At 66.2% G+C, this 22,917-nt stretch carries 18 protein-coding genes; 10 read left to right on the top strand and 8 right to left on the bottom strand.

The window, feature by feature from the left end:
- Nucleotides 1–5 precede the first annotated feature (5 nt).
- Genes AB0362_RS14955 through pcaH form a run of 6 tightly spaced genes read right to left on the bottom strand, consistent with a single transcriptional unit; the run spans nt 6 to nt 5,914 of the window.
- Nucleotides 6–1,217: an acetyl-CoA C-acetyltransferase gene (locus AB0362_RS14955; RefSeq protein ID WP_366235758.1), complete on the bottom strand. Its 1,212-nt coding sequence runs from the start codon at nt 1,215–1,217 to the stop codon at nt 6–8.
- Entirely contained in the window at nt 1,210–2,031 is an 822-nt protein-coding gene (locus AB0362_RS14950; protein WP_094688395.1) for an IclR family transcriptional regulator, read from the bottom strand. Before AB0362_RS14950 ends, AB0362_RS14955 begins: the two co-directional genes overlap by 8 nt.
- Nucleotides 2,028–3,197, bottom strand: a complete 1,170-nt coding sequence (gene pcaD / locus AB0362_RS14945) for a 3-oxoadipate enol-lactonase (protein WP_366235756.1) — start codon at nt 3,195–3,197, stop codon at nt 2,028–2,030. The genes AB0362_RS14950 and pcaD overlap by 4 nt, the downstream gene beginning before the upstream one ends.
- Nucleotides 3,194–4,543, bottom strand: a complete 1,350-nt coding sequence (gene pcaB / locus AB0362_RS14940) for a 3-carboxy-cis,cis-muconate cycloisomerase (protein WP_366235755.1) — start codon at nt 4,541–4,543, stop codon at nt 3,194–3,196. Before pcaB ends, pcaD begins: the two co-directional genes overlap by 4 nt.
- Before the next feature lie 23 nt (nt 4,544–4,566).
- The gene (gene pcaG / locus AB0362_RS14935) at nt 4,567–5,205 is read right to left on the bottom strand and encodes a protocatechuate 3,4-dioxygenase subunit alpha (protein ID WP_366235754.1); all 639 of its coding nucleotides are present in this window, start codon (nt 5,203–5,205) and stop codon (nt 4,567–4,569) included.
- Nucleotides 5,198–5,914 (bottom strand): protocatechuate 3,4-dioxygenase subunit beta, encoded by a 717-nt coding sequence (gene pcaH, locus AB0362_RS14930; RefSeq protein ID WP_068052499.1) that lies wholly within the window; start codon nt 5,912–5,914, stop codon nt 5,198–5,200. Before pcaH ends, pcaG begins: the two co-directional genes overlap by 8 nt.
- Nucleotides 5,915–6,023: 109 nt before the next feature.
- On the opposite strand from pcaH, the gene AB0362_RS14925 reads away from it, so the two are divergent.
- Together AB0362_RS14925 and AB0362_RS14920 are read left to right on the top strand one after the other, a co-directional pair.
- Entirely contained in the window at nt 6,024–6,773 is a 750-nt protein-coding gene (locus AB0362_RS14925) for a CoA transferase subunit A (RefSeq protein WP_179272194.1), read from the top strand.
- Nucleotides 6,770–7,453 (top strand): CoA transferase subunit B, encoded by a 684-nt coding sequence (locus AB0362_RS14920; RefSeq protein WP_366235753.1) that lies wholly within the window; start codon nt 6,770–6,772, stop codon nt 7,451–7,453. Before AB0362_RS14925 ends, AB0362_RS14920 begins: the two co-directional genes overlap by 4 nt.
- Here the strand turns inward: AB0362_RS14920 and fdhD are convergent.
- Both fdhD and malQ read right to left on the bottom strand, forming a co-directional pair.
- The gene (fdhD, locus tag AB0362_RS14915) at nt 7,436–8,275 is read right to left on the bottom strand and encodes a formate dehydrogenase accessory sulfurtransferase FdhD (RefSeq protein ID WP_149406238.1); all 840 of its coding nucleotides are present in this window, start codon (nt 8,273–8,275) and stop codon (nt 7,436–7,438) included. The genes AB0362_RS14920 and fdhD overlap by 18 nt on opposite strands.
- Before the next feature lie 34 nt (nt 8,276–8,309).
- On the bottom strand, nt 8,310–10,517 hold the full coding sequence (gene malQ, locus AB0362_RS14910; RefSeq protein ID WP_366235831.1) for a 4-alpha-glucanotransferase: 2,208 nt from the start codon (nt 10,515–10,517) through the stop codon (nt 8,310–8,312).
- A gap of 149 nt (nt 10,518–10,666) precedes the next feature.
- Here malQ and AB0362_RS14905 point away from each other — a divergent pair, with 149 nt between their 5' ends.
- The 8 genes from AB0362_RS14905 to AB0362_RS14870 all read left to right on the top strand — a co-directional run bounded on the left by AB0362_RS14905 (nt 10,667) and on the right by AB0362_RS14870 (nt 22,828).
- On the top strand, nt 10,667–11,098 hold the full coding sequence (locus AB0362_RS14905; RefSeq protein WP_149406237.1) for an ATP-binding protein: 432 nt from the start codon (nt 10,667–10,669) through the stop codon (nt 11,096–11,098).
- Nucleotides 11,098–11,883: a SigB/SigF/SigG family RNA polymerase sigma factor gene (locus tag AB0362_RS14900; protein ID WP_037193137.1), complete on the top strand. Its 786-nt coding sequence runs from the start codon at nt 11,098–11,100 to the stop codon at nt 11,881–11,883. Before AB0362_RS14905 ends, AB0362_RS14900 begins: the two co-directional genes overlap by 1 nt.
- A 28-nt stretch (nt 11,884–11,911) precedes the next feature.
- Entirely contained in the window at nt 11,912–13,903 is a 1,992-nt protein-coding gene (locus AB0362_RS14895) for a prolyl oligopeptidase family serine peptidase (RefSeq protein WP_366235751.1), read from the top strand.
- Nucleotides 13,904–13,912: 9 nt separating this feature from the next.
- Entirely contained in the window at nt 13,913–16,588 is a 2,676-nt protein-coding gene (locus tag AB0362_RS14890) for a valine--tRNA ligase (RefSeq protein ID WP_366235750.1), read from the top strand.
- Nucleotides 16,589–18,019, top strand: a complete 1,431-nt coding sequence (locus tag AB0362_RS14885) for a folylpolyglutamate synthase/dihydrofolate synthase family protein (RefSeq protein ID WP_366235749.1) — start codon at nt 16,589–16,591, stop codon at nt 18,017–18,019. It abuts the gene before it with no gap.
- A complete protein-coding gene (locus AB0362_RS14880) occupies nt 18,016–18,405 on the top strand; it encodes a DUF4233 domain-containing protein (protein ID WP_094670662.1) in 390 nt (129 codons plus the stop codon). Before AB0362_RS14885 ends, AB0362_RS14880 begins: the two co-directional genes overlap by 4 nt.
- Nucleotides 18,406–18,474: 69 nt before the next feature.
- Entirely contained in the window at nt 18,475–18,888 is a 414-nt protein-coding gene (ndk, locus tag AB0362_RS14875; protein ID WP_032394582.1) for a nucleoside-diphosphate kinase, read from the top strand.
- A 574-nt stretch (nt 18,889–19,462) separates the two neighbouring features.
- The gene (locus AB0362_RS14870; protein WP_366235748.1) at nt 19,463–22,828 is read left to right on the top strand and encodes a translation initiation factor IF-2 N-terminal domain-containing protein; all 3,366 of its coding nucleotides are present in this window, start codon (nt 19,463–19,465) and stop codon (nt 22,826–22,828) included.
- Nucleotides 22,829–22,917: the final 89 nt, after the last annotated feature.

Below are 22,917 nucleotides of genomic sequence, written 5' to 3'. Positions count from 1 at the left end.
GGTGATCAGCCGATTCGCTCGAACACCGCCGCAAGTCCCTGTCCGCCGCCGATGCACATGGTCTCGAGTCCGTAGCGGACTTCCCGTCGGTCCATCTCGCGCAACAGCGTCGCCAGGATGCGGGCTCCGGTGGCACCGACGGGATGGCCGAGCGAGATGCCGGAACCGTGTGGGTTCAACCGCGGATCGTCGGACTCGATGCCCCAGGACCGGGTGACGGCGAGAGCCTGAGCGGCGAACGCTTCGTTGAGTTCGATGATGCCCATGTCGTCCAGGCTCAATCCGAGGCGTCCGAGCGCCTTCTCGCTGGCCGGTACCGGTCCGATACCCATGGTGCGCGGAGCGACTCCGGCGACACCCCAGCCGGCCAGTCTGACCAGCGGCCGAAGACCCAGTGCTGCAGCCTTTTCCGGGGTGGTGACGATCGCGATGGCGGCACCGTCGTTCTGTCCGCTGGCATTTCCGGCCGTGACCGTCGACTCGGGGTCGATCGACGCACGAATCGCCTTCAACTTCGCCAACGACTCGACGGTGGTGTCGGCACGCGGATGCTCGTCGGTGGTGACGAGTACCGGATCCGATTTGCGTTGGGGGACCGACACTCCCACGATCTCCTCGGCGAACACGCCGCTCTTCTGCGCAGCGACTGCGCGCTGGTGAGACTGCACTGCGAGTGCGTCCTGATCGGCGCGGGCGATCGAGAACTCCGCGCGCAGATTCTCCGCGGTTTCGATCATGCCGCCGGGAACCGGAAAGTTCTTGCCGCCCGCGGTCACTCGCGCTCGGGCGAGTCGGTCGGACAGGGCCACGGCCTCGGCCTTGACTCCCCAGCGCATGCCGGTGGCGTAGAACTCCGTCTGACTCATACTCTCGACGCCGCCCGCCAGAACCAGATCGTTACCGCCGGACTGGACCTGCATGCACGCCTGCAGTACTGCTTGCAGACCGGAGCCGCAGCGTCGGTCGACCTGCATTCCGGGGACGTCGATACCCAGATCTGCATCGAGCGCGGCGATGCGTCCGATCGCGGGTGCGTCGCCGTTGGGGGATGCCTGGCCCAGGATGACGTCGTCGATGTCGGCACCGGAGATGCCGGTTCGGGCAACGAGTTCGGCAATGACGGTGGCGGCCAGGGCCTGGGCGGAGATATCGCGGAACTGACCGCCGAAGCGGCCGACCGGGGTCCGAAGGGGTTCGCAGATGACGGCGTCAGGCATGGGTGGTTCCTCGTCTGTCGTTGGGTCCGGTACTCACCCGGAGCAAGTCGGTCTCGATGGCGCGGGTGGCGTCGAGCAAGGCCGGGAGTAGTTCGGTGCGGACGGCGTCGGCGGTATGACGCGCAGCCTGGGTGGAGACGTTCGCCGCAGCGACGACCGTCCCGTTGCTGTCGTGGATGGGAGCCGCGATCGATCGCAGGCCCTCTTCGAGTTCCTGATCCACCAGACAGAAACCGTCGGTCCGCACGCGTTCGAGTTCGCGTCCGAGGGCGTCGGCAGTGGTGATCGTCTTCCCGGTGAGCGGAGTCAGCCGGACTCGATCGAGGTAGGCAGCGAGTTCGTCGGCCGGTAGGCCGGCGAGCAGCACTCGTCCCATCGATGTGGCGAATGCAGGGAATCGGGTGCCGATGTTGATGCCGACGGTCATGATGCGGCTGACCGGAACTCGGGCGACGTACACGACGTCGTCGCCGTCGAGAATCGAGACCGAGGACGATTCTCGGACCCGTTCGGCGAGAGCTTCCAGATGCGGCCCCGACACTTCCGGGAGGGACAGGCTCGACAGGTAGCTGTAGCCCAGTTCGAGCACCCGCGGGGTGAGCCAGAACATGGAGCCGTCGGTACGGACGTAGCCGAGTTCGACGAGTGTGAGCAGGAACCGCCGGGCGGTGGCACGGGTGAGGTCGGTTGCTCGGGCGACATCGGAGAGTGTCCGACGTGGATGCTCGGCGTCGAAGGCTCGGATCACCGCGAGGCCCCGGCCGAGCGACTGGACGTAGTCCGAGGACGGCGGCGGTGATTCCGCGGGGTTCACGAGGTACCCGATTCGGTCTCGGCGATGGCCGCGTTCGCCAGAGCGAATGCGCTGTTGCTGTTCGGAACTCCCGCGTACACCGCGGTGTGCAAGAAGACTTCGGCCAGTTCGTCCGGTGCCAGTCCGGCGCGCAGCGCTGCGCGAATGTGCATGTCGAGTTCGTGCTGGTTGCCCACCGCCGTCAGGATCGCCAGGGTCAGCAGTCTGCGGGTGTGGTGATCGAGTCCCGGTCGGTTCCAGATGTCACCCCATGCGGTGCGGGTGATGAAATCCTGGAACGGTGCGGTGAACTCGGTGCGGCCGGCGATGCTGCGGTCGACATGCGCATCGCCGAGGACGCTGCGCCGCACCGTCATACCGGCATCATGGGCCGCTGCGCGTCCGACGGCATACGCATCCGACCCGATGTGTGCGGCAACCGCCGCGGTGACGGGACCGGCTTGCTCCACGTTGGCCAGATGAGCGGCCGGGTCGAGAACCCGGAACGTCGATCCGGCGACGCCGTCGGCGATGATCTTCAGGTCCTCGGGGGTGGTCGAGGGATCCTGCCGGCCCGCGATCACCAGGGTCGGGGCGGTGATCCGGTTCAGATCCGATCGAGAATCCCACTCGGACAACGCCTCACAGCATGCTGCGTAGCCCTCGTCGGACGTGTCGGCGATCATCCGGCGATGACGCTCGACGAGATCGGCGTCGCGAGCGGCCAGTTCGGGGGTGAACCAACGCTCGAGTACGGCATCGGCCAGCGACGCCGTGCCCGCCGCTCGGACCGCCGCGGCACGGTCGAGCCACTGCGCCGGCTCACCGAACTTAGCCGAGGTGCACAGCAGCGTCAGAGTCCGTACTCGCTCCGGGCGATGGATGGCGAGCCACTGCGAGACCGCACCGCCGAGGGACAGACCGACGAGGTGCACACGGTTGACCTCGAGTGAATCCAGCAGCGCCACCACGTCCTCGGCGAGTTCGGCCACCGAGTAGGGACCGGGTGGGACCGGTGATCGTCCGTGCCCGCGAAGGTCGACGGCGAGAACGTGAACGGCGGCGGACAACGCTGCGATCTGCGGGTTCCACATCGATCGGTCGGAGCCGAGCGAACCGATCAGCACGACGGTCTCCGCGTCGGCGCTCGGTCCTTCGATGCGTTCGTGAGCAAGTGCGACAGTCATCGTGAATCCTTCGAATCTGTGGTGTGTTCGGTGTCGAGGTCGTGCTCGGCGAGGATCGCGTCGACCAGCTCGGGTGCGTGGCCGAGATACGCGGCCGGGTCGAGTAGTTCGCGCACCGTCGACGGTGGCAGGAATGCTGTGATGGCAGGGTCGCTGTCCAGCGGCGCTCCCGTCGCGCATCGCGCAGTGACGATTTCGCGGGCCTGCTCGGTGTGCGCTGCCAATGCCGCGGTGACACGTTCGGCGAGCAGCGCTCCGCCCGTCGCGTCGAGATTGCGGGCCATTTCCTCGGGATGAACGTGCAACCCGCTCAGGCTCTGCGTGATTCGGTGGGCGGCACCACCGGTGAGGCGGAGCAGATCGGTGATCGTCTCCCACTCGGCATGCCACGCTCCAGCGGCGCGCTGGTGTTCGTGGTCCATGTTGGAGAGCACGGTGGCCACTGCACCCGGGACCCGCCGGGCCGCAGCGCGAGCCGTGACGGCGGCAACGGGATTGCGCTTGTGCGGCATCGCAGACGATCCGCCCGGCGCGTCCTCCGAGACCTCGCCCAGCTCGGTGGCGGACATCGACACGATGTCCCCGGCGATCTTGCCGATCGTTCCTGCTGCGACACCCAACGAGCACGCAATATCGGCAATCGCGGTGCGGTCGGTGTGCCAGGGCGCGGTCTGTCGAGCCAACCCCAGTTCGACGGCGAGCGCGGCGGCGATGGCCGGTCCGTGTGGATGCACGGCGGCGAGAGTGCCTGCAGCGCCGCCGTACTGGACGGTGCATGCGCGTCGAACGGCTGCGACTCCGGTCCGCGCGCGGTGCAGCCCCGAGAACCAGTTCGCAGCCACCAGACCGAAGGTGGTGGGCAAGGCCTGCTGGCCGAGAGTGCGGGCCGCCATCGGGGTGGTGCGATGGGTCAGGGCGAGACTTCTCGCGGCCGCACTCGCAGCGTCGAGCGAGGCCTCGATCACACCGAGCGCGTCGCGGGAAAGGAGCATCAGCGCGGTGTCCATGATGTCCTGGCTGGTGGCACCGGGATGCACTGCCGTGGCAGGAACCTCGGCCTCGGCCACCTCGTTCCGAAGAATCTTAACCAGCGGGATCACCGGATTACCCCCGGCCGCGGCATCTGCTCCGAGCCGCGCGATGTCCAGGTTCGCCCCGAGTTCGGTCGCAGTGGTGGTGACGATCTCGGCGTGACCGGCCTCCACGAGACCGACCGTTGCTGCGGCCCTCGAGAGCGCCGCCTCGACGGCGAACATCGCTGTCACCCAAGCCCGGTCGCCCACGAGCGGTGCGAGCGCGTCGCTACCGAACGTCGGATCGAACAGTGCCCCTCGCTCGGATTCCATCGTCCCCTCTCGCCATCGGTGTGTCACAGCGCGAAGAACGGAGTCTCGTCGCCGTCCGGATCGGTGTTCTGCAGCACGATGTCGAGGTGGTACCCACCGTGCACCGGTGCTGCGACGAGTCTGGCACGCTTGTGCTCCGGCACGGCGGACAACACCGGATCGAGCTCGTTGGCCTCGGCCTCGTCGGGAAAGTACACCCGCGTCACGACCCGGTCGAGCATCCCGCGGGCGAAGATCCCGACGTCGATGTGCGGTGCCTCCACAGCACCGTTCTCGGCGGGAAGCGGTCCCGGCTTGATCGTCGTGATCGTCATCGTTCCGGTCTCGTCGGCGAACGCTCGCCCGAAGCCACGAAAGCCCGTGATGCGAGACGCCACCGCGCCACGCGGATCGTCGGGGTGATCGAACCGGCCGTCGCCATCGGCCTGCCAGGTCTCGATCATGGCGTCGGACATGGGGTTTCGGGCTCCGTCGATCAGTGTGAACGACACCGTGATCTCGCCTTCGGTGCCCGGCGGCACCACGTTTTCGCCGTCGGGCCACAACAATCCGATGTGCACGTACGGGCCCACGGTCTGCGACGGGGTCTGCCCGAAGGAGGCGGTGGTGAAATCGGCTCCGGCGACCACGGGGTAGCGCGGGGCGAACTCGGGATCAGTCATCGTGGTCGTCTTCCTCGAAGGGGGTGGCGTTCCGGCCGCGGAGCACGATGTCGAATCGAAATCCGAGGGCCCAGTTGTCCTGTGTCGCCTCGTAATCGAACGCGCCGATCATTCGGGCCCGCGAGTCCTCGGGGGCGGCGTTGAAGATCGGATCCTGGAAGAACATGGGGTCGTCCGGGAAGTACATCTGTGTCACGAGGCGCTGGGTGAACGCCTGGCCGAACAGGGAGAAGTGAATGTGAGCTGGCCGCCATGCGTTGTGGTGATTGCCCCACGGATACGCGCCCGGCTTGATCGTGGTGAAGCGATACCTGCCCTGGGCATCGGTGAGAACGCGACCGGTGCCGTTGAAGTGCGGATCCAGTGGTGCGGGCCACCGGTCACCGGTGTGCCGGTATCGACCGCCTGCGTTGGCCTGCCATACCTCGACGAGGGTGTTCGGAATCGCCTTGCCGTCGCTGTCGAGCACCCGGCCGTGCACGATGATCCGCTGCCCCTGTGCCTCACCGTCGTTCGCCAGGGTGAGGTCTGCGTCGGCGGCGGTGACTCGTCCTTCGCCCAGTACCGGTCCGGTGATCTCGGTGAGTCGCTGGGGGAGCAGGGTCAGTGGCTGTGCCGGATGCCGAAGGGCGGTGGTCCGGTACTCGGGGAAGTCGCGTGGGGCATGGACACCCGATTGGTCCCGGTACTCGGGCGGGAGATGAAGCATCGACGGTTCCTCACGATTGTGGGTGATCTACGCAACAGCCAGAATAGCGAAGTGTTCGCATTGTGGCAAACTGTTCATATTCCGCACAGAATGCTGTAGCGTGCATCTCATGTTGGACAAAGTCGTGGCCAGCGCCACCGAAGCCGTAGCGGACATCCCTGATGGGTCCTCGATCGCCGTCGGGGGCTTCGGATTGGTCGGAGTGCCGGAAATACTGATCGACGCTGTGCTCGCGCAGGGTGCGACAGATCTGGAGACCATCAGCAACAACTGCGGAACCGATGGCTTCGGTCTCGGCGTTCTGTTGATGCAGCACCGCATTCGGAGAACCATCAGCTCCTACGTGGGCTCGAACAAGGAATTCGCACGGCAGTACCTGTCCGGAGAACTCGAAGTCGAGCTCACTCCGCAGGGCACGCTCGCTGAGCGGCTGCGCGCAGGCGGCGCCGGGATCCCCGCGTTCTTCACCCCCGCAGGCGTCGGCACCCAGGTCGCCGACGGGGGATTGCCGCTGCGCTACGACGGTAGCGGCGGAATCGCACTGGCCAGTCCACCGAAGGAGACACGCGAGTTCGACGGCGTCACCTACGTGATGGAACGCGGGATCGTCGCAGATTATGCGCTCGTGCACGCGTGGAAGGGGGACCGTCACGGGAACCTGGTGTTCCACGCCAGCGCGCGAAACTTCAATCCGCCCGCGGCGGAGTCGGGACGCATCACCATCGCGCAGGTCGAGCATCTCGTCGAGCCGGGTGAGATCGGACCCGACGAGGTGCACACCTCGGGTATCCACGTACAGCGGGTGGTCCACGTCGGACCGGTCGAGGTCGGCATCGAGCAGAGGACGGTACGAGCATGAGCGAGAAGATGACCCGCGAACAGATGGCGGCACGGGTGGCACAGGAGCTCAGTGACGGTCAGTACGTCAATCTCGGCATCGGCATGCCGACCCTCGTGCCCAACTACATCCCCAACGACGTCTCGGTGATCCTGCATTCGGAGAACGGGGTGCTCGGCGTCGGACCGTATCCCACCGAGGACGAACTCGACGCCGAGATCATCAACGCGGGCAAGGAGACCATCACGGTTCTTCCCGGTGCGTCCTACTTCGATTCCGCGCAGTCGTTCGGAATGATCCGCGGCGGCCAGGTCGATGTCGCCGTATTGGGGGCGATGCAGGTCAGTGCCACCGGTGATCTGGCGAACTGGATGATTCCCGGGCACATGGTCAAGGGCATGGGTGGCGCGATGGATCTGGTGCACGGAGCGCGACGCGTCATCGTGATGATGGAGCACGTCTCCCGCAAGGGCGAGCCGAAGATTCTGGAGCAGTGCACCCTGCCGCTGACCGGTAAGGGCTGCGTACACAGGATCATCTCGGACATGGCCGTTCTCGACGTCACCGAGAACGGTCTCCGTCTCGTCGAGACCGCACCGGGTGTGTCCGTGGACGAGGTCAGGAACGCGACCGCGGCCGAACTACTGGTCGAAGTCGGTCAGGAGTGGAGCCTGCGGAACGACTCAGGCACTACCGTCTGAGACGAGAACGCGGTCGGCGTGGGAGTAGATGTTCATCGACCGGCCGCGGAGGAAGCCGATGACCGTCAGACCGGATTCGGTCGCGAGGTCGACCGCCAGCGAGGACGGGGCCGAGACCGCCGCGAGAATCGGTATTCCGGACATCACCGCCTTCTGGGCCAACTCGAACGAGGCGCGGCCGCTGACCATCAGCACCGTGCCCTGCAGGGGAATTCGATCGTTGGTCACCGCCCAGCCGACGACCTTGTCGACGGCATTGTGGCGTCCGACATCCTCACGCAGGACGAGCATCTCGCCGTCCGCAGTGAACAGGGCGGCGGCGTGCAGGCCGCCGGTCGCATCGAAGACCTTCTGTGCAGCCCGCAACGTGTCGGGTAACCCGGTGAGAGTGTCCGAGGTCACGACGACGGAATCGGCCACGGGGGAATGCTTGGTGCGCAAGCGAATCGCGTCCAACGATCCCTTGCCGCACACCCCACACGAGGACGTCGTGTAGAAGTTGCGTTCGACGCCGGTCTCGGGCGGAGCGACTCCCGCGGCCAGGGTGACATCGAGGACGTTGTAGGTGTTCGCGCCCTCGTCGTCGACACCGTCGCAGTAGCGAGCCGCTGCGATATCGGCTCCCGAGGCGATCACACCCTCGGTCAGCAGGAAGCCGTGAACGAGCTCGACGTCGTGGCCGGGAGTGCGCATGGTGACGGCCAGCGCTGCGCCGTTCACCCGCAACTCGAGCGGCTCCTCCACCACGAGAGTGTCCGGACGTTCGACGCGGTGCTCACCTCGGAGTCGGACAACGGGCCTGCGGGTGGTGATGCGGCCCATCAGTATCGGCCGGATTCGCGGTGACGTGGGTGACTCATTCTTCGATTGTGGACCCCGGTGTCGTCGGGCCGTCGACTCGGTCGGCCATTGCGCTCACCAACGAGACCAGGCGCGGGTGATCGACGAGGTCGTCGACGAGCACACGCTTGCCTTTCGCGTCGGCCAACGGGATCTTCCAGTTCTCGTACTGGGTTTCGTCGGTACCGGGCTGGTTCTGAATTCGGTGTTCGCCGACGGCGTCGACGAGAGCGACACCGATCAGCAGGGACGGGCTGCGCTGGACGAGGCGATGCAGAGCTTCCACCGTCTCGTGGTTGTCGGCGTCGGCACCGAGCAATCCGCGCTCGCGCGCCAGGTCGAGAACTGCCTCGCGCTTGGCTGCGTCGATGTCCTTCTCGGCCTCGATGTCTCGTTCGAGCAGGCCGAGACGGGACCGCAGGTCGATGTGTTCACCCTCGAGGTATCCGGCCGTCGGGGGCAGATCGTGTGTGGTCACCGATGTCAGGCACAGGGTGCGGTAGTCCTCGGGTGCAATGGGCCCGGACTCGTCCGCTTCGAACCACAGGATCGAGGTGCCGAAGATGCCGCGCTCGGTGAGGTACTCCTGCACCATCGGCTCGAAGACACCGAGATCCTCACCGACCACCACCGCGCCTGCCCGCTCGGCCTCGAGGGCCAGGATGCCGATCAGCGCCTCGTGGTCGTACTCGACATACGTTCCGCCGCCGGCATTCTCGGCCTCCTGCGGAATCCACCACAGGCGGAACAGTCCCAGGATGTGGTCGACGCGGATGCCGCCGGCATGACGAAGGATCGTGCGCAGCATGTCTCGATAGGGGACGTACGCCAGTTCGCGTAGTCGGTCCGGATCCCACGGGGGTTGGTTCCAGTTCTGGCCCTGCTGGTTGAAGTTGTCCGGCGGCGCGCCCACCGTGACTCCCGACGCCAATACGTCACCCAGAGCCCAGGCATCGGCTCCGCCGCGCGCCACGCCGACGGCGAGGTCGTGCATGATCCCGATGTCCATCCCCGCATCGAGTGCCGAGCGTTGCGCGGCGGCCAACTGCTCGTCGCAGATCCACTGCAGCCACATGTGGAAGTCGATGCGCTCGGCGAGCTTGGTGCGCTGCTCGAGCACGAAGTCGGTCCGCGGGTGTGCTGCCTTGTCGGTCCAGGCCGAATTCTCGGGTCCGAATTTCTCCGCCAGGGCGCTCCACACCGCGAAATCGCGCAGTCCGGAACCCTCGCGTTCGACGAACGCGCGGAATGCGGACTGGCGGGCCGGGCTTCGTTCCACCTTGTGAACACGTTCCAGGGCACGCAGTTTCGCCGTGAAGGTCGAGTCTCGATTCAGCTTTCCGGTTCGCTTGTTGGCCTTGTCGAACCGCTTGGCCGCCTTCCGGACCTTGCCGAACTGTTCCGGTGACAGCAGCGCGGTTTCGCGAATGTTCTCCACCCGGATGTAGAGCGAGTTGAAGAACCGGCGGGTGGTCGGCAGATAGGGCGACGCCTCCACCGGTGTGGTGGGTCGGTCGGCGTGCAGCGGATTGACGAGGAGATAGTCGAAGCCGTGCTCGCGGCCGGCGATGTCGGCCATGTCCTCGAGATCACCGAGATCACCGATTCCCCATGATCGTCTCGATCGCACCGAATACAGCTGGGTGAGCAAGCCCGTCCGCTGCCGATCTGCCAGTTCTGCGTTGGGTGACAACGACTTCGGAGTGACGACCACAACCGTGTCCGACGTCCGGACCGTGTTGTCCTCGCTGATCGTCGTCGCGGTCAGGCTGTGCCAACCGAGCGGTGCACTGCTCGGAACGACGAACGTGGCACGACCGATGAGGCGGCCGTCGACCTCACGGGGATCGACCCAGACGTCGGCCTGGGTCACCTCGATGGTCTCGCCGTCCTCGGAGACCATCGAGACCTCGACCGGATTGCCGTGTGGCACATGGACCCACACCACGGCGTCGGTGCCCTGCGTGGCCACCACCACCGGCGGAAGCAGGCGCCGCCACGGCGCGTTCTCGATGTCGGCCAGAGCTCGGTCGACGTCCTCGGTCGATTCGGTCGCGTAGCCGCGCGCGGCGAGCACCTGACGCAGGGTGTCGTCGCTCACTTCGTGTTCGGTGTCGTCCCAGCCTCGGTACGAGGTCGATGTGCCGAGACGTCGGGCGAGAGAGCGAAGTGCCTGCGAGTAGTCCACACCGATGATCGTGCCAGTTCGTCGCGCCCGCGTCATGCCGGCCGGGCCTTCGTTCACCGGCCACCGCTCCGATCCGAACGACGGGCGGGTCCGGTTGCTCGACTGCCAGGATTGAAACACGCCGCGCTGGGTAGTCTGGGTCGGCGAACGGTAAAACGACTGCTCGGCGACGATAGGAAGTGCGGATGGCTGGGGTCAGCAAGATCGAAGAACTGGAGCGAGGTTCCGGTGCACCGGTCGAGCTGAGGGTGCGCGCCGAGGCCGACCAGCTTCCGGTGGTCCGTGCAGTCGCCGAGACACTCGCAGTGCTCAGCGACTTCACGCTCGACGACATCGCCGACGTCAAGTTGGTCGTGGACGAGGTGTGTTCGCAGTTGATCAAGGGCTCGGTCACCGATGCAGAGCTTTCGTGCACGTTCGCGGTGAGCGACTCCGGAATCCGGATCGTCGTCACCTCCACGTTGACCTCCACATCCGTGCCGAAGAAGGACAGTTTCGGCTGGCACGTGTTGCAGACGCTGACCGACGCCATCGAGTTGCGCGCCGACGACGCCGTCGAGGGCGAGGCCGGTCACACGGTCGCGATTGACGTGGTCAAGCGGAGGAGCAAGGTCTAGTGCCTGTGCCGCACGAACGAAGCACACGGCGAGAGTCCGACGATTACAGCGACGTTGTCGCACTGATCCAGCAGATGCAGGCGCTCGACGAGAATTCACCGCAGCGCCGAGTGCTGCGCGATCGCATCATCACCCGCTGCCTGCCTCTCGCAGAACACATCGCACGCCGCTTCGGCGGCCGCGGCGAAGCACACGAGGACCTGCTGCAGGTCTCACGTCTCGGTCTGGTGAACGCGGTCGACCGATTCGACATCGAACGCGGTTCGGACTTCGTGTCGTTCGCGGTGCCCACGATCATGGGCGAAGCTCGCCGCTACTTCCGCGACGCCGGATGGTCGGTTCGAGTGCCGCGGCGCATGAAGGAACTGAACTCGATGATCTCCCAGGCTGTGGGATCGCTGTCGCAGAAGCTCGGCCGGGCTCCGACCGCCAGCGAGATCGCGGCCGAACTGGGGATCGACGTCAAGGAAGCCTCGCAGGCTTTGCTTGCGCGCAGCGCGTATCAGACCGTTTCGGTCGACTCGGTGGTCAGCGAGGATCGGTTGCCGCTGATGGACACCCTCGGTGCCGATGATCCCGAACTCGAGAAGATGGAGAGCTACCTCGCGGTGCGGCCTGCACTCGAGAAGTTGCCCGAGCGTGAGCGTCGAATCGTCGTGCTCCGATTCTTCGGGTCGATGACCCAGACTCAGATCGCGGAGAAGGTGGGGATTTCGCAGATGCACGTCTCGCGAATCCTGGCTCGCACGCTCGCTCAGCTGCGTGAGGACCTCGGCGAGGACTGAACTCGACCGGCAAAGCTAGGCTCGCGGGATGAGTATGTACGACGACGTCGACGAGTACATCGGAGCCCGTAGGGTCACGGGCCTGGCGGCATCGCGCGATTTCTCGCGGGCGGTGGTCGTGGTTGCCGCACTGGACGATTCGCGGACCGAGTATCGAACGTCGTTGTGGGAGATCGATGTCGACGGCGGTTCGCCCGCCCGGCGTATCACCCACGGCGAGTGGGGTGAGAGTGCTCCGGTGTTCACCTCGGCGGGCGATCTGTTGTTCTCTCGCACATCGAGCAAGGACGATCCGGCTCGGCTGTGGATTCTGCCTGCCTCGGGCGGTGAGGCGCGCGTTCTCGAGACCAGGTCCGCCGGTCTGAGCGAGGTCGTGACCGCCCGTTCCGGATTGGGGCTCGTCGGACTCTCGCCGGTGTTCGGATCGTCGAGCACCGATGAGGACGACGACGCCCTGCGCACCGAGCGCAAGGCGAACAAGGTGGATGCAATTCTGCACACCGGAGTTCCGGTGCGTTTCTGGGATCACGATCTGGGGCCTGCGACGCCGCACCTGTTCGCGGGATCGTCGGACGGTTCGACCGGACTGCGCGATCTGACGTCGGATGCGGCCGGAGCGTTGCACGAAGCGGCCTTCGATGTCGGTGCCGACGGTTCGTTCGTCGTGTCCACCTGGTCCGTCCCCGGCGCTCTGGCGACCGCGCGGACGGTGCTGGTGCGTATCGACACCGCGACGGGGGAGCGCACGACGATCGTCGACGACGTCGATGCCGACCTGGGCTCACCTGCGATCTCGCCGGACGGAGCGTCCGTGGTGTTCGTGCGTGAATCGCTCTCCACTCCCGAGGACGCGCCTCGAATGACGCTGCAGCGCTACGATTTCGAGTCGGCTTCGGTCGTAGATCTCGCTCCCGGCTGGGATCGGTGGCCGATCGACCCGGTGTGGCTGCCGGACGGGTCGGGGGTACTGGTCACCGCGGACGACGACGGCCGGTCCCCGATCTTCGTCGTGCGTGAGGGCGCGGAGCCGCGTCGGCTGACGAACACGAACGACGCGTACACCCACGTCCACGTGTCCTCGGACGGAACCAGGGTGCTGGCCCTCGCCGCGTCGTATCTGGCCGCCCCGCATCCGGTCTCGATCGACCTGTCCGACGGCACCGTCGACGACCTCGACAGCTCCGTCGACCGCTGTCCTGTGCCCGGAACTCTCACCGAGATCGACACCGTCGTCGACGACGGTGCTCGGGTGCGCGGCTGGCTGGCACTGCCCGAGGGTGCCTCGGACGCGGCACCCGCACCGCTGCTGCTGTGGGTGCACGGTGGCCCGCTCGGCTCGTGGAACACCTGGTCGTGGCGGTGGAATCCGTGGCTGATGGTCGCTCGCGGGTACGCCGTGCTGCTGCCGGACCCGGCGCTGTCCACCGGGTACGGCCAAGAGTTCGTACAGCGCGGCTGGGGAGCGTGGGGCAAAGCTCCGTTCACCGATCTGATGGCGTTGACCGACGTCGCGGTCGCGCTACCCGAGATCGACGAGACCCGCACCGCGGCGATGGGCGGATCTTTCGGCGGCTACATGGCCAACTGGATCGCCGGACACACCGATCGGTTCGACGCCATCGTCACCCATGCGAGCCTCTGGGCGCTCGATCAATTCGGCCCGACGACCGATGCTCCGTGGTACTGGGCGCGGGAAATGTCTCCGGAGATGGCGGTCGAGAACTCCCCGCACCTGTTCGTCGCGGACATCGCGACGCCGATGCTGGTGATCCACGGCGACAAGGACTATCGCGTGCCCATCGGCGAGGGCCTACGGCTGTGGTACGAACTGCTCAGCGAATCCGGCCTGCCCGCCGACGACGAGGGCAACACCGAGCATCGTTTTCTCTACTTCCCGGCCGAGAACCATTGGATTCTGAGTCCTCAGCACGCCAAGGTCTGGTACGAGGTGGTGCTGGCATTCCTGGCCCAGCACGTGCTGGGCGAGAGGGTGTCGATGCCCCGAATCCTCGGCCACTAGAATCGACCGGTGACCAGTTCAGCGCCAGAGCACTCAGAGAACCCCGCCGATTCGATCGACCTGCCCAAGAGCTGGGATCCCAGTGCGGTCGAGGCGGAGCTGTACCGGTCCTGGGTCGACGCCGGGTACTTCGAAGCCGACGCGACCAGCGGCAAGCCGCCCTACTCCATAGTGCTGCCCCCGCCCAACGTCACCGGCAGCCTGCACATGGGCCACGCTCTCGACCACACGCTGATGGACGCGCTCAGTCGTCGCAAGCGGATGCTCGGGTACGAGGTGCTGTGGTTGCCGGGCATGGACCACGCGGGTATCGCCACGCAGACCGTCGTGGAGAAGCAACTCGCCGCCGACGGAAAGACCAAGGAAGAGTTCGGACGCGAGGCGTTCATCGACAAGGTCTGGGACTGGAAGCGCGAATCGGGCGGAACCATCGGTGGGCAGATGCGACGCATCGGCGACGGTGTCGACTGGAGTCGAGAGCGTTTCACCATGGACGACGGCCTGTCCGAGGCCGTCCAGACCATGTTCAAGCGGATGTTCGACGACGGTTTGATCTACCGCGCCGAGCGACTGGTCAACTGGTCGCCGGTGCTGCAGACCGCCATCTCCGACATCGAGGTCAAGTTCGAGGACGTCGACGGCGAACTGGTGTCGCTGCGATACGGCTCGCTCGACGATGCCGAGCCACACGTCATCGTCGCGACCACCCGAGTCGAAACGATGCTCGGCGACACCGCAGTCGCGGTCCACCCGGACGACGAACGGTACAAGGCTCTCGTCGGCACCACCCTCGAGCACCCGTTCACCGGACGGCAGATTCCGATCATCGCCGACGACTACGTGGACCCCGAGTTCGGCACCGGCGCAGTGAAGATCACCCCGGCACACGATCCCAACGACTTCGAGATGGGCGTGCGGCACTCGTTGCCGATGCCCTCGATCATGGACAAGGCAGGCCGGATCACCGATACCGGAACGCAATTCGACGGTATGGATCGCTTCGAGGCGCGCGTGAAGGTGCGTGAAGCACTCGCCGAGCAGGGCCGCGTCGTCGCCGAGAAGCGCCCCTACCTGCACAGCGTCGGCCACTCCGAGCGTAGCGGCGAGCCGATCGAGCCACGTCTGTCGCTGCAGTGGTGGGTCAAGGTCGACACCTTGGCGAAGGCGGCCGGTGACGCAGTGCGTAACGGCGACACCGTCATTCATCCCAAGAGTCAGGAACCGCGCTGGTTCGCCTGGGTCGACAACATGCACGACTGGTGCATCTCGCGTCAGCTGTGGTGGGGTCATCGGATTCCGATCTGGTACGGACCCGACGGCGAGACCGTCTGCCTCGGACCGGGGGAGACGCCGCCCGAAGGCTGGGAGCAGGATCCCGACGTCCTCGACACCTGGTTCTCGTCCGGTCTGTGGCCCTTCTCGACGATGGGGTGGCCCGACGCCACCGCCGATCTCGAGAAGTTCTATCCCACCGGTGTTCTCGTCACCGGATACGACATCCTGTTCTTCTGGGTCGCCCGCATGATGATGTTCGGCACCTACGTCGGAGCGGACGACGCGATCACCGCGGGCAAGCAGGGGCCGCAGGTTCCGTTCCGAGATGTGTTTCTGCACGGCCTGATTCGGGACCAGTTCGGCAAGAAGATGTCGAAGTCGCGCGGTAACGGCATCGATCCTCTCGACTGGGTCGATCGTTTCGGTGCCGACGCGCTGCGCTTCACGCTCGCTCGCGGCGCGAACCCCGGTGCCGACATGTCGGTCGGCGAGGATCACGCGCAGTCCTCGCGCAACTTCGCCAACAAACTGTTCAACGCAACGAAGTTCGCGTTGATGAACGGCGCGGCACCGGCAGATCTCCCGTCGCGGTCCGAGCTGACCGACGCCGACCGTTGGATCCTCGACCGACTCGAACAGGTTCGGGCAGAGGTGGATTCGGCGTTCGACCGTTACGAGTTCAGCAAGGCCTGCGAGGCGCTCTATCACTTCGCCTGGGACGAGGTCTGCGACTGGTACCTCGAGATCGCCAAGGTGCAGTTCGCCGACGAGACCATCGCCGTCACCACGCGCGGGGTTCTCGGCAACGTTCTCGACGCCTTGCTGCGACTGCTGCATCCGGTGATTCCGTTCGTCACCGAAACGCTGTGGAAGGTGCTCACCGGCGGCGAGTCGCTGGTGATCGCCGCGTGGCCCACCGCCTCCGTCGATTCACTGGATTCTGTTGCTGCACAGCGCATCGACGACATGCAGCGGCTCATCACCGAAATTCGCCGGTTCCGCAGCGATCAAGGACTCAAGCCGTCCCAGAAGGTGGCGGCCCGCATCGTCGGAGTCTCCGAATCGGATCTGGACGGGCAGATTTCGGCGGTCACCGCACTGGCTCGACTGACCGAGCCCGCTGAGGACTTCGCGGCGACGGCGTCGGTCGAGGTGCGTCTGAGCAAGGCCACCGTGGTCGTCGAACTCGACACCTCGGGCACCGTCGACCTGGTCGCCGAGCGGGCCCGACTGGTGAAGGATCTCGCGGCTGCGGAGAAGGAACTCGCGCAGACCACCGGCAAGCTCGGCAACGAAGCGTTTCTCGCGAAGGCACCGGATGCGGTGGTGGACAAGATCAGAACACGCCAGACGATCGCAGGCGAAGAGATCGCCCGCATCACGGCGCGGCTCGAATCGATGGGAACCTAAGTGACCGAATCCGACGAGGCCCTGCCCCTGCCTCCGCCGAGCCCGGTCGATCTGGCCGAGCTCGCACTCGTGGAGGCCGAGCTCGACAAGCGTTGGCCCGAAACGAAGATCGAGCCGTCGACGGCTCGGATCTCGGCGCTGATGGACCTGCTCGGCTCGCCGCAGAGGGCGTATCCGTCGATTCACGTCGCGGGCACGAACGGCAAGACCTCGGTGACCCGCATGATCGATGCGCTCCTCACCGCGTTCCATCGGCGCACGGGCCGCACCACCAGTCCGCACCTGCAGATGGCGACCGAGCGGATCAGCATCGACGGCAGGCCCATCTCGCCGCGGCTCTACGTCGACACCTACAACGAGATCGCTCCGTTCGTGGACATGATCGACGCGCAGTCCGAGGCTGCGGGCGGACCCCGCATGAGCAAGTTCGAGGTGGTCACGGCCATGGCGTTCGCGGCGTTCGCCGAGGCCCCGGTCGAGGTTGCCGTCATCGAGGTCGGACTCGGCGGGCGTTGGGACGCCACCAACGTCGTCGACGGCGACGTTGCCGTCATCACCCCGATCGGCCTCGATCACGTCGAGTTCCTCGGCGACGATCTCGCGACGATCGCGGTAGAGAAGGCGGGGATCATCAAGAAGGCACCGGAATCGCTGGTGCCGCGCGATACCGTCGCGATTCTGGCGAAGCAGCAGCCCGAGGTGTCCGAGGTCCTGCTGCGGGCGGCGGTACAGGCGGACGCTGCGGTGGCCCGAGCCGGATCGGAATTCACCGTCCTCGGCAGGCAGATCGCCGTGGGAGGCCAGCAACTGGAACTGCAGGGGCTCGGCGGGGTGTACACCGACGTCTTCCTTCCCCTGCACGGCGAGCATCAGGCGCACAATGCCTCGCTCGCACTCGCGGCGGTGGAGGCTTTCTTCGGTGCGGGTCCGGATCGTCAACTCGATCAGGACACCGTTCGCGGGGCGTTCGCAACGATCGTCAATCCGGGTCGGCTCGAGCGGGTGCGCAACGCCCCGACAGTGTTTCTCGACGCCGCGCACAACCCACATGGGGCAGCAGCGCTCGCCGCTGCCCTCACCGACGAATTCGATTTCCGCAAACTCGTCGGCGTCGTCAGCGTCATGGCGGACAAGGATGTCGGAGCAATCCTCGACGCGCTGGAGCCGGTGTTCGACGACATCGTCGTCACCCACAACGGGTCCGCGCGGGCGATGGACGTGGACGCGTTGGCCGACATCGCGGTGGCCAAATTCGGCGACGAACGCGTCGTGGTGGCGTCGACCCTGCCCGATGCGCTGGAAACGGCGATCGGGTTGGCCGAGGAAGTCGCCGAGCCGGGTGAGGCCGTGTCCGGTGCCGGAGTCGTGGTGACCGGATCCGTGGTGACCGTCGGTGCAGCCCGCACTCTGTTCGGAAAGGACCCCGCGTGAGCGAGACAGAGTTCAGACCACCCACGAACGATCCGTGGAAGGGGTTCCGCGGTGTCTGTGCAGGAACGTTGGTACTCGAAGCCATCGTCGTTCTGCTCTCGCTGCCTGTGGTCGCCGTCGTGGGCGGCGGTGCAACGTGGTTTTCGACCACGTACATCGTTCTCCTCGCGGTCGCGATGATCGCAGGTGCCGGCAAGCAAGGCGAGCCCTGGGCGATGAAGTTCAATCTGATTCTGCAAGTGTTCGTTCTGTTCGGAACGGTGTTCCATCTGTCCATCGGCATCGTCGGCCTGATCTTCATCGCCGTGTGGCTGTATCTGCTGTACCTGCGCCGTGACATCACCGAGCGAATCCGACGTGGGATGCTGCCGGGGCAGCGCGACTGACAGGGGAAACCTGTCGGTTTCGGCGATGCGGCGCGCGCTGCATCGCTGTGTTCCATTACTGTTCTCGACGTGACCGACCGCACCCTTGTACTGATCAAGCCCGACGGAGTTGCCCGGCGTTACGTAGGAGAGATCCTCGGCCGCGTGGAGAAGAAGGGTCTGAGCATCGTCGCACTCGAGCTCAAGACCGTCTCCCGCGAACTGGCCTCGGCTCACTATGCGGAGCACGAGAGCAAGCCGTTCTTCCCCGAGCTGCTCGAGTTCATCACGTCCGGACCGGTGGTGGCCGCAGTTCTCGAAGGCCCCCGCGCCATCGCTGCGTTCCGCCAGATCGCAGGCGGCACCGACCCCGTGGCCAAGGCGGTTCCCGGCACCATCCGTGGTGACCTCGCCCTCGACGGTCAGCAGAATCTGGTGCACGGATCGGATTCCGTGGAATCGGCCGAGCGCGAGATCGCACTCTGGTTCCCCGGCCTCGCCTGACCGTTCCGCCTTCGACACGAAAAGCAGCACTTACTTCCGGCCTCGCCGCATCCGCTCGGAACCCGAACGGTGCGGCGTGGCGAGTACGCATCACAGCGTGTGGGATACTCGACGACAGATCGACTTCACTGCACCAGTACGTACAGGTTTCACGCTCCACCCGAAGCCCAGGCTTCACCGAAGTTCGCTAGTCCGGTGTGGTGTATTCGATCGGATGACTGTCGTCTATCCGCTGCCCGTCATCGCAGATGCTCGAACGAGAGACAGGCTCGTTCGCGTTCTTGCTTGATGATCAGGCGCTCGGATCGCCGGTACACCACCATCCAGCCAGGCACCGCACACGCTGTCGTCGACCACCGAGAACTACGAAGTGGTCATCGGCTCGGGTGCGGAGCGAGACCGAACAGCTGACGTCCAACCCGACGTGAGTACACAAGGATTGCCCTCGCGTGGCCGCGTCACACCCGAAGTCGGATGGACGCGCCCGGGGGCCCGAGGAGACTACGTGGCCGATCAAAGCCCGCCCGAAGATGTACAGAACGCAAACGCAGGTCGTACGGAGCCTCCCGGCACGGTGTCGTCTGTGGAAACCGACGCGGTGTCGTCGGCGCAACCCGACACGATCGAGCTGCCGACCAGGCTGCGCGTGCACGCTCTGGCAAAGATTCTGGGCGTCACCAGCAAGCAGTTGCTCGTCACCCTCGGTGAGCTCGGTATCGAAGCGCGCAGTGCACAGTCGAGCCTGAGCCGTGACGTCGCGGAGTCCGTTCGTGACTCGGTCAACGCGCCGACAGCGCCCACCGGGCAGACAGTCGACTCGTCGACTGCCGCGGAGCCGGTTGCGGAGGAACCTGTCGAGGCACCCGCCGTCGAGGCCTCGTGGTCCGAGCCGCAGCTGTTCACCAGCGCGCCCGCTCCGGAGCCGGAGGCCGATCGGTCCGCGGCAACGACCGATCAGCCCACCGCGACGACGTTCGCCACCCCGCTGTTTCTGCAGCCCGCAGCCGTGGACGCCCCAGCGACGGAATCTGCGGAGTCTCCGGCGGAGCCCCCGGCGCGCCGTCGCCGCAGCCGCAAGGCAGCGCCCAAGGACGAGGTCGCCAGCACCGACAGCAGCGCGGACACCGACGGCAGTGAGTCCGCGGTGACGTCGGAGACCGCTGCACCCGAGGCCTCTGCACCCGAGACCTCTGCAGTCTCGACCGACCGGTCCTCTTCCGAGGCCGACGAGTCGACCGCTGCCGAGGGGGCGACCGACGGTGACGGCGACGACGATCAATCTCAGCCTCGACGCCGCCGCCGTGGCCGCCGTGGCCGCGGCCGTGGTCGCGGCGAGCAGTCCTCGGACGAGTCGAACGACGACAATTCCGACGACGATTCCGACGGCGACTCGGAGACCACCGATTCGGCCGACACAGAATCGACCGATTCCGACTCGGACGAGTCCTCGTCGAGTGACGAGCAGCAGTCGAACTCGGGACGACGCTCGCGTCGATCGCGCACTCGCAGCCGTACCTCGGACCGGCAGAACTCCGATTCGACCGATTCCTCCGACGACACTCGCACCGCGGACTCCTCGGCCGAGGACGGCGACGACGAGTCCGATTCGGGTGCCCAGGACAATTACGACGACTCCGACAACGGCGGTTCGGACGGAGACGGCTCCAGCCGTCGTCGTCGACGCCGTCGCCGGCGCAAGACCGGAGCAGAAGCCGCTGCCGAGGGTGCCTCGTCCGAGGACGATCCGCCCAACACCGTCGTGCACGAGCGCGAGCCGCGCAACAAGAGCCGGGCACCCCGGGACGAGGTCCAGGGAATCACGGGCTCGACGCGTCTCGAGGCCAAGCGCCAGCGCCGCCGCGACGGGCGCGATGCCGGTCGTCGTCGGCCGCCGATCCTCACCGAGTCCGAGTTCCTGGCTCGCCGCGAATCCGTCGACCGCGTCATGGTCGTGCGTGAGAAAGCGACTCCGGATCACCCGCTGACCACTCAGGTTGCCGTGCTCGAAGACGGTGTGCTCGTCGAGCACTTCGTCACCAGCAGTGCCACTGCGTCGATGGTCGGCAACGTCTACCTGGGCCGCGTACAGAACGTGCTGCCCAGCATGGAAGCAGCCTTCATCGACATCGGGCGTGGCCGCAACGGCGTGCTGTACGCGGGCGAGGTCAACTGGGACGCTGCGGGGTTGGGCGGAAACTCACGGAAGATCGAGCAGGCTCTCAAGCCCGGCGATCAGGTTCTCGTCCAGGTCAGCAAGGATCCGGTGGGGCACAAGGGTGCTCGCCTGACCACGCAGCTGTCGCTCGCGGGTCGATTCCTCGTCTACGTGCCCGGTGGAAGTTCCACCGGCATCAGCCGCAAGCTGCCCGACACCGAGCGCAAGCGGCTCAAGGAAATTCTGCGTGACATCGTGCCTCCCGAGGCCGGCGTCATCATCCGCACCGCAGCGGAGGGCGTCAGCGAAGAAGAGCTCGCACGCGACGTGACTCGCCTGCAGGCGCAGTGGGCCAGCATCGAAGAACGCTCGGCCAACGCCGAAACCGGCAAGGGCGTGCAACCACAGACGCTGTACGAAGAGCCCGACATGCTCGTCAAGGTCATCCGTGACCTGTTCAACGAGGACTTCTCCAAGCTCGTCATCGAGGGCGACAAGGCGTGGACGACGACGTCGAACTACGTCGAGACCGTGGCCCCGGACATGATGGAGCGGCTGCACCGATACGAGGCCGACGGCAGTTCCGTCGACGTCTTTGCCGCGCACCGCATCGACGAGCAGCTGGCCAAGGCCCTCGATCGCAAGGTCTGGCTGCCGTCCGGCGGCACCCTGGTGATCGATCGCACCGAGGCGATGACCGTCGTCGACGTCAACACCGGCAAGTTCACCGGGTCGGGCGGCAATCTCGAAGAGACGGTCACTCGCAACAACATCGAGGCCGCCGAGGAAGTCGTGCGCCAGATGCGGCTGCGAGACATCGGCGGCATGATTGTCGTCGACTTCATCGACATGGTGCTCGAGTCCAACCGCGATCTCGTACTCCGACGACTCACCGAGTCCCTCGGACGCGACCGGACTCGCCACCAGGTCTCCGAGGTGACCTCGCTCGGTCTGGTGCAGATGACTCGCAAGAAGCTCGGCACGGGGCTCGTCGAGGCGTTCTCCACCACGTGTGAGCACTGCCAGGGTCGTGGCATCGTCGTGCACCCGTTCCCCATCGACGCCAAGCCGGACAACGACGGCGGTCGGTCGAACTCGTCGCGTTCGGAATCGGGCAACTCGGGAACCAGCAGCAGGCGTCGTCGTGGCAAGGACAACAAGGCCGAGGTCAACGATCGGTCCGACGGCAACGAGCGGGCCTCCTCGAACGATCGTGCCGGTGCGGCAGACGGTCAGGAACACCCCGTGGTCGATCCGTCGATCAAGCGGGCGCATCCGGTGGCACTGGCCATGGCGGCGCACCACGACGACGTGGTGGCCGACGTCAGCCCCGCCGATGTCGAGACACCGGCCCCCGAAGCTCCCGGCGGCGACGCCGAGGTGACCGTGGTCTCCGCCGACGATGTGGAGGTTGCGGCCGCTGCGGTCGCCGACGCGGAGACGAACGTCACGGCAGCCGATGCGGCCACCGAGACCGAGGCCGACCGGCCTTCCGTCGAGCCGGTGGCACCGAAGGCTCGACGCGGACGGCGGGTGGCGCGCAAGGCAGCCGCGCCGACCGGCACAGCGCCCGACGCGGGCATGGTGATCGTCGTTCCTGTCGCGGACGACTCCGCGGACGCCACGGCCTCCGACCAGGCGGGGACGGCACCCGACGAGGCGGCGGCTCCGCTCACGGCGGCGGCCGAGCAGTCCGTGGAGCCGGTGGAGGTGCCGGCGGCACGTCCTCGCAGACGGCGCGCAGCAGCGCGGCCTGCAGGGCCTCCGGTGGACATCGATGCCTAGCAGCGCGGGGCAGTTTGACCCTGGCCGTCTCTCTGCCGTAACCTTGATAAGTCGCTCCCGGTGACACCGTTCTGTTGTGCCGTAGTGGC

It is taken from the genome of Rhodococcus sp. NPDC079359 (assembly GCF_040702585.1).
Taxonomy (GTDB): Bacteria; Actinomycetota; Actinomycetes; order Mycobacteriales; family Mycobacteriaceae; genus Rhodococcoides.
The sequence above is the reverse complement of the archived record's forward strand: the minus strand, read 5'-3'. Positions and strand labels throughout refer to the sequence as shown.

Bases quoted from the DNA above. Each gene is read 5' to 3' on its own strand.
- AB0362_RS14955 (WP_366235758.1), bottom strand. From the start codon at position 1,217: ATGCCTGACGCCGTCATCTGCGAACCCCTTCGGACCCCGGTCGGCCGC.
- fdhD (WP_149406238.1), bottom strand. From the start codon at position 8,275: ATGGGCCGCATCACCACCCGCAGGCCCGTTGTCCGACTCCGAGGTGAG.
- AB0362_RS14905 (WP_149406237.1), top strand. From the start codon at position 10,667: ATGGCTGGGGTCAGCAAGATCGAAGAACTGGAGCGAGGTTCCGGTGCA.
- AB0362_RS14895 (WP_366235751.1), top strand. From the start codon at position 11,912: ATGAGTATGTACGACGACGTCGACGAGTACATCGGAGCCCGTAGGGTC.
- AB0362_RS14920 (WP_366235753.1), top strand. From the start codon at position 6,770: ATGAGCGAGAAGATGACCCGCGAACAGATGGCGGCACGGGTGGCACAG.
- pcaH (WP_068052499.1), bottom strand. From the start codon at position 5,914: ATGCTTCATCTCCCGCCCGAGTACCGGGACCAATCGGGTGTCCATGCC.
- AB0362_RS14925 (WP_179272194.1), top strand. From the start codon at position 6,024: ATGTTGGACAAAGTCGTGGCCAGCGCCACCGAAGCCGTAGCGGACATC.
- pcaB (WP_366235755.1), bottom strand. From the start codon at position 4,543: ATGGAATCCGAGCGAGGGGCACTGTTCGATCCGACGTTCGGTAGCGAC.
- malQ (WP_366235831.1), bottom strand. From the start codon at position 10,517: ATGACGCGGGCGCGACGAACTGGCACGATCATCGGTGTGGACTACTCG.
- pcaD (WP_366235756.1), bottom strand. From the start codon at position 3,197: ATGACTGTCGCACTTGCTCACGAACGCATCGAAGGACCGAGCGCCGAC.
- pcaG (WP_366235754.1), bottom strand. From the start codon at position 5,205: ATGACTGATCCCGAGTTCGCCCCGCGCTACCCCGTGGTCGCCGGAGCC.